The sequence below is a fragment of the Aestuariivita sp. genome, from assembly GCF_049276915.1.
Classification (GTDB): Bacteria; Pseudomonadota; Alphaproteobacteria; order Rhodobacterales; family Rhodobacteraceae; genus Aestuariivita.
The window spans coordinates 1-8,167 of sequence record NZ_JBASXK010000023.1 but is presented as its reverse complement, the minus strand read 5'-3'; the positions used below and the strand labels follow the sequence as shown (position 1 = coordinate 8,167).

Genomic DNA, 8,167 nt, shown 5'->3' with positions numbered 1-8,167 from the left:
TGGCTCAAGGAATGTTGCCACCATATGCTGCGCGCGCAGCGCCGTAACTGGTCGATAGAGGCAGCTAAGGAGAGCGCAGCGCAGCACCCATCGCGGTCAGCGTGGCAACGGGCAGATCCTAGTGCCTACCAGACAGCGCGGAGGATAGGGTGGCTCGAGGAGTGCTGCGCGCACATGCCGAAGCGTGTCGGTAGCTCCAAGTAACCGGGAGGATAGGACGGAGAGCATCTTCGTGCCTATGGCCGGCCGTGGCGCGGCTATTGCAGATCTGCTTTCCGTCCCTGCCTGCACCTTAGCCCGAGTTGCAAAATCGTTCCATAGCGGATCCTCGTCGCGTCGGACCTCTTAACCTCTGATAGCGTTTCAGCCTTATTTTACTGGGGTTTTGATGGTACCGCCTCCCCGGCTTGAACGGGGGACCTCTGGATCCACAATCCAGCGCTCTAACCAACTGAGCTAAGGCGGCACTGAGAGGCGATTTAGACAAGCACCCGCATGATTGCAAGCGGATTAAAGTTGCCTGCGCCAGCTTTGTTCCACCAGATCGACCCCGAAGGAACGGACAGGTCTGGATGCCTCAAGCTGCCATCCCGTTGCGCGATAGAGCGCGCAGGCGGCTTCATGGCTCTCATGAGTCCATAGCTCCATCTGGCTATAGCCAGAGGCGCGCGCGAATTCCACACAAGTCGCCAGCAACCGCTTGCCCAACCCAAGCCCCCGCGCCTGGGGTATCAGCAGAAAAAGACGCAGCTTGGCCGTTGTTGGACCAGCGCGGACGCAAAAGATACTCCCCAAGCGCGTCCCATCTTGCTCGGCGATCCAGCCGCGTTCACGCTCGGGATCGTAGCCGGCGTTGAACTCGTCGATTATCCGGCGCACCAGCGGGCCAAAGGTATCGTCGAACCCGTCAAACTGCGCATAAAGCGTGCCATGCTGCATCACAAGCCAATCGGTGTCGTCGGATCGAAACGGGCGCAAGATGACATTCTCCATGTGGAAGTCTGATCTCAAACCGGCTTGCCATTCAACCCATGTCAGGCTAGCACCACGGCTCTCACCAACTGCGAGGCGACCATGGGTATCAACAGCCAAAGCGATATCGAAGCCAATCTGCAGATCGGCCCGACAGACAACGGGATGGTCCGCCTTTTCATCGAAGCCACTGGCGTGGAAATCCCCATGGATTTCGACCCCGAAGAAGCCGATGAGATCGCCGAAGAGATCCGCGCCGCCGCGCGCGTGGCCCGCAGTGTCAAGACCTGACGCGCCCTTACAGCCCCAGCGTAGCGAAACCGGGATCACGCAGCCCATGCAGACGCCGCGCGGCATGCGTTGCAAATTTCTGGATCAGCACCTTGCGCCGTGACGGTGCCAGCCTGTCATCCGGTGCCATGCGGATAATCTCGGCATCATAGGCATCCGCGATCATCAGCCCCGTCCCCGGTGGCAACAGATCCGTCGGGAAGTCCTGATCCACCGCCCAGAAAAAGCGATCGCACCACTCAAGATACCCTTCCCACTTGCCATCAGACTGAAAGTCAGCCCGGGACGATTTACACTCGATCACCCAAAGCTCACCCTTGGGACCAAGCCCCATCACATCCACCCTCAGACCGCGTGCAGGCACGAATTCCTCGACCGAGACAAAGCCAAGGCTGCCCAGATGGCGCGCCACGCCACGGGCGATCTTCTGTCCAGGTTGCAAGTTGACCAACATGGGCCAAACGTGAACAATCCATGAACAAAAATCAAGAGGCAGCCGAAATCCGCGCAAAACTGACGTTGCGACAGGCGTGTTGCAGCAAATCCGACGGTGCTGAACAAAGCCAAGCGGGTGCGGCGCTCATCCCTCTTGTTACCGGCTTCGCGATGCCCTAATTAGGCGTGTGGCGGGTTCTGCACTTCTCGTAAACGGTTGCATTCCGGTGGCCTTAAACATATCCGAGGGAGCTGGCTCTGTTCTGGCCCTGGCCTGATTACCTGGCGCCCACCTGTAAAAACAGGTCCTCGGGAATCATAACCATACGGTTGCGGTGGTCCCGTCACACCTGCCTCAGACAGCAATACCAAAAAGGGATCAGCGTTTGATCCGCGCTGTCGCCTTGACAGGGACCAGCACATGGCTGCGAAGACCGCCCCCGCCACCGGGCTTTTCCGGCTTTTCCGCCAGGTTCATCACCGCATATCCGAATTGCACACTGGCAAAAAGCGCGCCGTGGAAGAACCACAGGATGAAGACGACAAGACCCGCCGACTTGTCATGCAACAGCATGCCCCAAAGGTTCAGTACGTTGAAATACAACAGCATTCCAACAAAGACAGCGGATATCCCGAAGCCTATGAGAGAATGGCGGATATACATGTGAATAAGCTTTGGCATTGTTTATCCTCGCTGAGGATCAATCTAGCCGTTCCCGGCCTTGTGTCCATAGGCCCCGGAAAAACCGGCTGATATGCGCCGCTCAGAATGCCTCGGGCCGCGCCTCGCGCGCCATGTGATCAAGCACCGCATTCACGAATTTCGGCTCGCGTCCCTCGGGAAAGAAGGCGCGCGCGATATCCACGAATTCGCTGATGACAACCTTGGGAGGTGCGTCGCCCTGAACCAGCTCGGCACCAGCGGCGCGAAACAATCCCCGCAGTGTCGGATCAATCCGCGCAATCGGCCATTTTGAAACCAGGGCGCGATCCGTCATCTGGTCGATTCTGGCCTGATTATTGACGGCATTCTCGACCAACTCGCGAAACAGGTCCACATCTCCGTCAACCATCTCGTCGCCGCCATAGGTGGCACCGAACCGATGATCGAGGAACTCCGGCACGACCTGCGTCGCAGACTGGCCGATCGCCTCCATCTGAAACAGCGCCTGAACGGCATAAAGCCTTGATGCCGAACGCATCTTTCGTTTCTGGTTGCCCGACAATCCGGGCTCTGCGTCGCTCATGCCTGAGATGATCCGTCTAAAATGTCAGCCACCCGGTAACTGCCCTGCGGCTTGAACCCGATGTCCTTGTCCTGGTCGCCCCACTTACGGCCCAGCGCAATCAGATGCAAGGCAGCCGCTGCCGCCCCGCCTCCTTTGTTCTGACCCTGTACATCCGCGCGCACCTCGGCCTGGCTGCGGTTCTCAACCGTCAGAATACCATTGCCAATGCACAGGCCCTGAAGGCCAAGCAACTGGATCGCACGTGAGCTGTCGTTACACACCGTGTCGTAATGGGTGGTCTCTCCCCGGATCACACAGCCAAGGGCAACATAGCCATCGAAATTGCTCAGCCGATGCGAGATCGCAATCGCCGTGGGGACTTCCAGCGCCCCCGGCACCTCTATCAGATCCCAGGTTCCACCCGCGGCTTCGATCTCGGCCTTGGCACCGGCCACCAGATTGTCAGCGATATCCTTGTAATAGGGCGCGACGACGATCAGCAGCTTGACCGGCTTGTCAAACAGCGGGCGTGCAAGGGTGTAATGGGTTTCCGTTCCGGCCATGGCTCAATCCTCCGAAATCGTTGCGGTGCCGACGATCTCAAGACCATAAGCCTCGAGCCCGACAACATTGGGCTTGGGGCTATCGGTCAGCAGGATCAGCTTGGACAGACCCAGAGACGACAGGATCTGTGCCCCCAGCCCATATTGCCTCAGCTTGGTGGGGTGGCGTTCTTCTTCGGTTTCCAGCGTCATGCGCGTATCGCGCAACAGCACCACGACCCCGCGCCCCTTGGCGGCCACCTTGAGCATCGCGCGGCCGAACTCCGACGCCCGGCCGGACGCGCCCAGCCCAACAACATCCAGCATCGGGTCCATCGCATGCATGCGCACCTGCACCGGCTCATCCCCTGCAAGATCGCCTTTTATCAATGCGATATGCTCTGATCCCTGCGTCTGGTCTCGATAGATGCGCAGCGTCCATTCTCCGCCGAATTCCGACGTCACCACCTCTTCGCTCTTGAGGCTCACCAGATTGTCGTGGCGGCGGCGATAGGCGATCAGGTCGCTGATCGTGCCGATCTTGAGGCCATGTTTCTGGGCAAAGCTCACAAGATCGGGCAAGCGCGCCATGCTGCCATCTTCGTTCATGATCTCACAGATTACACCCGACGGGTTCAGACCTGCCAGGCGCGACAGATCCACTGCAGCTTCGGTATGCCCGGCGCGCACAAGCACGCCGCCATTCTTGGCGCGTAGCGGAAACACGTGACCGGGTGTCGCGATATCGCCAGCACCTTTGGACGCATCAATCGCCACCGCCACTGTGCGTGCCCGATCATGGGCCGAGATCCCCGTGGACACACCCTCACGCGCCTCGATCGAAACCGTGAATGCCGTTTCATGACGCGAGGAATTGTTGGTCGACATCAGCTCAAGCCCCAGCGCGTCGATACGCTCGCCGGGCAGGCTCAGACAGATCAGCCCGCGCCCATGCATCGCCATGAAATTGATTGCCTCGGGTGTGGCCATTTGCGCGGGGATCACCAGGTCCCCCTCATTCTCGCGATCTTCATGATCCACCAGGATGAACATCCGCCCGTTGCGCGCGTCGTCGATGATCTCTTCAATGGGGGAAATCGCATCCGCCCAATCGGTTTCGACCGGGCCTGGGGTTTCAAAGCTCATGGGGCAGCTGCCTTATAGTTCGCCGTTCATGGGCGAGATATACCTCCCACCGCAGTTTGACCAGTGCAACGTGGCGCACAAACGCCGCCCCGCGTGACAGGTCCCATCCGGACAACTAGTATCATGGCAAAGGGAGAACCGGATGCGCAGCGACAAGATCCTCACCGCCGTCGACGCCCACGCAGAAGGCGAACCGGGCCGCGTGATCACGGGCGGCCTGCCGCATATCCCCGGTGACACGGTCTATGCCAAGATGCGTTGGATGGAGAAAAACCTCGACGAGATCCGCCTGATGATGCTGCGCGAGCCACGGGGCCATCCGGCTCTGTGCTGCAACGCACTTGTCGCACCCTGTCATCCCGAAGCCGATGCGGGCTTCATCATCATGGAGCAGACGGAATACCCGCCGATGTCAGGCTCCAACACGATCTGTACGGTCACGGTTCTGTTGGAAACCGGTATCCTGCCCATGCGTGAACCGGTCACAGAGCTCACCCTGGAAGCACCCGCAGGGTTGATCCGCGTGCGTGCGGATTGCGTCAACGGCAAGGTCACCCGCGTTACCTTTCGCAATGTGCCCGCCTTTGCGGTGCATCTGGATGTCCCGCTCGATGTGCCGGGTCACGGTACGGTCAGGGTGGATATCGCCTGGGGCGGGATGTTTTACGTTCTGGCCGAAGCCGCACAGTTCGGCTTGACCATTTCCGCCGAGAACGGCGCGGATATGGTGCGCATCAGCGAAGCCATGCGCCAAGCCGCGGCGCAGGCCTATCCCGTCAGCCATCCCGATACGCCCGACATCACAGGCCCCACGATCTCGCAATTGACGGGTCCGGCCTCAGCGCGCAACGCGCATGGCACAAGTGCCGTGACCGTCTCCACCGGACCCTTCGACCCAAAGCGCCCCGGCGATCTGACCGGCGTGCTGGACCGGTCTCCCTGCGGCACGGGCACCTGCGCCAAGATGGCCGTTCTGCATGCCAAAGGTCTGCTCAAAACGGGCGAGGACTACGTCAACCAGGGGCCAATGCGCACCACCTTCACAGGCCGGATCGTCGAGCAAACCCGGATCGGTCCCCATGACGCCATCATCCCGACGCTCTCAGGCCAGGCCTGGATCTACGGGCTTAGCCACTACAGCCGAGATCCCTCGGACCCCTTCCCGACCGGCTACAAGATCGCAGACATCTGGGGCAGCTGATCCTGCGTCTTTCTGGTCGGAAATACCCAAAACCTGGGGGCAAGGCCCCCAGAGGCAAAAACACTGCGCCCGTCAGGGCGCGCCAGGCTGACCTTGCATCATATCCGCAAGCCGCGCGACATAGCGCGCGAGCGTGTCGATCTCAAGATTGACGCGGTCGCCCACGGCCACGTCTCCCCAGGTCGTCACTTCTTTGGTGTGGGGAATAAAGTTGATGCCGAACACCGCACCCTCGACTTCGTTGACTGTCAGGGAGGTCCCGTTCAGCGCAACAGACCCTTTGGGCGCGATGAATTTGGCCAGCTCATCCGGCGCGCGCAATTTGACGCGCGTGCTGTCGCCCTCATCCACAACCGACACCACTTCGGCCACACCGTCCACATGGCCCGACACGATATGCCCGCCCAGTTCATCCCCGACGCGCAACGCACGCTCAAGGTTCACCCGCGTCCCCAAGCTCCAACTGCTCAGATTGGTTTTCGAGACCGTCTCGGCACTGATCTGAACATCATACCAGTCTGGGCCCAGGGCAATCACGGTCAGACACACACCATCCGAGGCAATCGACGCGCCGATATCAATGCCAGCGGTGTCATAGGCCGTGCCAATGCGCGCGCGCAAATCGCCCGCTTGCTCCAGCGCGCGGATCTCTCCGATATCCGTGACAATCCCCGTGAACATGTCATGCCTCTTTCGTTGCCGCTTATCCTCACCTAGAGGCGCATTCGACCCGCGGCAAGACCCTAGATCTTGCGGGAATGCCTTGCGATTGCCATAGTTTCGTCGATCTTGCGGCGTAAGGGTTTATCCATGCCATTCAGGCACACATACAGGACAATGACCCAGGCACCGCAACCAAACCGCGTTTTCTTGTTTCTGCAAGGCCCGCATGGCCCCTTCTTTCACCAGTTGGGCAAAATGCTGCGCGCTGCAGGTGCCCAAGTGTGGCGTGTCGGCTTCAATGCCGGGGACCGGGCATTCTGGTTCCAGCCTTCAACATATATTCCGTTCCGTGGCTCGGTCGAAGACTGGCCGGAAACCTTCGCCGGGCTTTTGGACGAAAAGGGCGTGACAGATATCGTCCTATATGGCGATGTGCGCCCCATTCATGCCCAGGCGGTCGAGGCCGCGCGCGCCCGGGGGCTGATGATCCATGTTTTCGAAGAAGGATACATGCGCCCCTATTGGGTCACATATGAACGCGGTGGCACCAATGGTCATTCGCGCCTCATGACCATGTCCATCTCCGAGATGCAGGAGGCGCTTGCGCTGTCGGACATGGAAGCGCCCCTTCCCCCGGCGCATTGGGGCGATATGCGCCAGCATGTGTTTTACGGCGCGCTCTATCATTGGTTAGTGATGTTCCGAAACGGCCATTACCGCAATTTCCGCCCGCATCGGTCACTTCCCGTCACCAAGGAATTCCAGCTTTATCTGCAACGTTTGCTGTTGATGCCCGTTCATGCGATCGAGCGGCGCGTCGCGACCATGCGGATCCGGCTCAGCGGGTTTCCCTATCATCTGGCCTTGCTGCAACTCGAGCATGACAGTTCGTTCCAGAAACATTCACCATTTTCAACCATGACCGAGTTTCTGGCCGAAATCATCGAAGGCTTTGCAGAAGGGGCCCCGCGCCACCACCATCTGGTGGTCAAGGCCCATCCGTTGGAGGACGGCCGCGTTCCCGTGCGCCGCGAATTGCGCCGGCTTGCGCGCCAACACGGCATTTCAGATCGTGTTCATTATGTGCGCGGCGGCAAATTGGCCCAGCTTTTGACCGATGCGCGCAGCGCGGTCACCGTAAACTCGACCGCCGCACAGCAGGTCTTGTGGCGCGGGATCCCGCTCAAGGTGTTCGGCAGCGCGGTCTATGACAAACCCGAATTCGTCTCGGATCAGCCCCTGCGCGAGTTCTTCAACGGGGCTTCAAGACCTGATGGGCGCGCCTATAAGGATTACCGCCGTTTTCTTCTGGAAACGAGCCAGGTTCCAGGCGGGTTCTACTCGGCCCGTGGCCGGCGACAGCTGCTGCGCCAGGTCGTCGACATGATGCTTTCGCCGGAAGTGAAGTGGTCCGGCAAATTCGGACAGCGTGCTAAGATGTATCCAACCCGATTGAATGGATACAAGAATGACAAAGCGGCGAATATTATTAACAATACTGCTGTTTTCTGGTTATCTGAAATTGCGAGAGATAGTGGCGCAAGGCTCATTCATACATCAACTGATTATGTATTTGATGGCAAAGCTTATCTGCCATATCGGGAAGTTGACCAAGTAAATCCCGTATCTTCATACGGTAAAAGTAAGGTCGATGGCGAGAACGCTATTTTGAGAACCCTCCCTATGAA

General features: G+C 59.3%; 10 protein-coding genes, 1 tRNA gene, 1 other RNA gene and 1 pseudogene. 5 read left to right on the top strand and 8 right to left on the bottom strand.

Annotated elements, in window-relative coordinates:
• Nucleotides 1–389 precede the first annotated feature (389 nt).
• A tRNA-His gene (locus WAO69_RS02240) sits at nucleotides 390–466 on the bottom strand.
• A gap of 44 nt (nucleotides 467–510) precedes the next feature.
• Complete coding sequence (locus WAO69_RS02235; RefSeq protein WP_422176304.1) at nucleotides 511–993, bottom strand: GNAT family N-acetyltransferase; 483 nt, start codon at nucleotides 991–993, stop codon at nucleotides 511–513.
• An 81-nt stretch (nucleotides 994–1,074) separates the two neighbouring features.
• Here WAO69_RS02235 and WAO69_RS02230 point away from each other — a divergent pair, with 81 nt between their 5' ends.
• The gene (locus WAO69_RS02230; RefSeq protein WP_422176302.1) at nucleotides 1,075–1,263 is read left to right on the top strand and encodes a DUF6324 family protein; all 189 of its coding nucleotides are present in this window, start codon (nucleotides 1,075–1,077) and stop codon (nucleotides 1,261–1,263) included.
• A gap of 7 nt (nucleotides 1,264–1,270) precedes the next feature.
• Here the strand turns inward: WAO69_RS02230 and WAO69_RS02225 are convergent, their stop codons facing one another.
• The gene (locus WAO69_RS02225) at nucleotides 1,271–1,717 is read right to left on the bottom strand and encodes an MmcB family DNA repair protein (RefSeq protein ID WP_422176300.1); all 447 of its coding nucleotides are present in this window, start codon (nucleotides 1,715–1,717) and stop codon (nucleotides 1,271–1,273) included.
• A gap of 173 nt (nucleotides 1,718–1,890) precedes the next feature.
• Between WAO69_RS02225 and ssrS the strand changes: the two genes are divergently transcribed.
• Nucleotides 1,891–2,044: non-coding RNA, 6S RNA (gene ssrS / locus WAO69_RS02220), on the top strand.
• A 33-nt stretch (nucleotides 2,045–2,077) separates the two neighbouring features.
• Here ssrS and WAO69_RS02215 read toward each other — a convergent pair.
• The 4 genes from WAO69_RS02215 to ribB all read right to left on the bottom strand — a co-directional run bounded on the left by WAO69_RS02215 (nucleotide 2,078) and on the right by ribB (nucleotide 4,615).
• Nucleotides 2,078–2,380, bottom strand: a complete 303-nt coding sequence (locus WAO69_RS02215; RefSeq protein ID WP_422176298.1) for a hypothetical protein — start codon at nucleotides 2,378–2,380, stop codon at nucleotides 2,078–2,080.
• A gap of 82 nt (nucleotides 2,381–2,462) precedes the next feature.
• Nucleotides 2,463–2,945 (bottom strand): transcription antitermination factor NusB, encoded by a 483-nt coding sequence (nusB, locus tag WAO69_RS02210; protein WP_422176296.1) that lies wholly within the window; start codon nucleotides 2,943–2,945, stop codon nucleotides 2,463–2,465.
• Nucleotides 2,942–3,490 carry a 6,7-dimethyl-8-ribityllumazine synthase gene (locus WAO69_RS02205; protein ID WP_422176294.1) on the bottom strand — a complete coding sequence of 183 codons (549 nt, stop codon included), beginning with the start codon at nucleotides 3,488–3,490 and terminating at the stop codon, nucleotides 2,942–2,944. Before WAO69_RS02205 ends, nusB begins: the two co-directional genes overlap by 4 nt.
• Nucleotides 3,491–3,493: 3 nt before the next feature.
• Nucleotides 3,494–4,615: a 3,4-dihydroxy-2-butanone-4-phosphate synthase gene (gene ribB / locus WAO69_RS02200; protein WP_422176292.1), complete on the bottom strand. Its 1,122-nt coding sequence runs from the start codon at nucleotides 4,613–4,615 to the stop codon at nucleotides 3,494–3,496.
• A 142-nt stretch (nucleotides 4,616–4,757) separates the two neighbouring features.
• On the opposite strand from ribB, the gene WAO69_RS02195 reads away from it, so the two are divergent.
• Complete coding sequence (locus WAO69_RS02195) at nucleotides 4,758–5,816, top strand: proline racemase family protein (protein ID WP_422176290.1); 1,059 nt, start codon at nucleotides 4,758–4,760, stop codon at nucleotides 5,814–5,816.
• Nucleotides 5,817–5,888: 72 nt separating this feature from the next.
• Here the strand turns inward: WAO69_RS02195 and WAO69_RS02190 are convergent, their stop codons facing one another.
• On the bottom strand, nucleotides 5,889–6,497 hold the full coding sequence (locus WAO69_RS02190) for a riboflavin synthase (RefSeq protein WP_422176288.1): 609 nt from the start codon (nucleotides 6,495–6,497) through the stop codon (nucleotides 5,889–5,891).
• A gap of 156 nt (nucleotides 6,498–6,653) precedes the next feature.
• On the opposite strand from WAO69_RS02190, the pseudogene WAO69_RS02185 reads away from it, so the two are divergent.
• Nucleotides 6,654–7,880: pseudogene (locus WAO69_RS02185) on the top strand (capsule biosynthesis protein); the annotation flags it as partial.
• Nucleotides 7,863–8,167: sugar nucleotide-binding protein (locus WAO69_RS02180; RefSeq protein WP_422176306.1), on the top strand; the 305-nt coding region annotated here is incomplete at its 3' end. The pseudogene WAO69_RS02185 and the gene WAO69_RS02180, both read left to right, overlap by 18 nt.

Excerpts from the sequence above, each read along its gene's own strand:
- WAO69_RS02235 (WP_422176304.1), bottom strand. The coding sequence starts at position 993 with ATGGAGAATGTCATCTTGCGCCCGTTTCGATCCGACGACACCGATTGG.
- WAO69_RS02230 (WP_422176302.1), top strand. The coding sequence starts at position 1,075 with ATGGGTATCAACAGCCAAAGCGATATCGAAGCCAATCTGCAGATCGGC.
- WAO69_RS02225 (WP_422176300.1), bottom strand. The coding sequence starts at position 1,717 with ATGTTGGTCAACTTGCAACCTGGACAGAAGATCGCCCGTGGCGTGGCG.
- WAO69_RS02215 (WP_422176298.1), bottom strand. The coding sequence starts at position 2,380 with ATGCCAAAGCTTATTCACATGTATATCCGCCATTCTCTCATAGGCTTC.
- nusB (WP_422176296.1), bottom strand. The coding sequence starts at position 2,945 with ATGAGCGACGCAGAGCCCGGATTGTCGGGCAACCAGAAACGAAAGATG.
- WAO69_RS02205 (WP_422176294.1), bottom strand. The coding sequence starts at position 3,490 with ATGGCCGGAACGGAAACCCATTACACCCTTGCACGCCCGCTGTTTGAC.
- ribB (WP_422176292.1), bottom strand. The coding sequence starts at position 4,615 with ATGAGCTTTGAAACCCCAGGCCCGGTCGAAACCGATTGGGCGGATGCG.
- WAO69_RS02195 (WP_422176290.1), top strand. The coding sequence starts at position 4,758 with ATGCGCAGCGACAAGATCCTCACCGCCGTCGACGCCCACGCAGAAGGC.
- WAO69_RS02190 (WP_422176288.1), bottom strand. The coding sequence starts at position 6,497 with ATGTTCACGGGGATTGTCACGGATATCGGAGAGATCCGCGCGCTGGAG.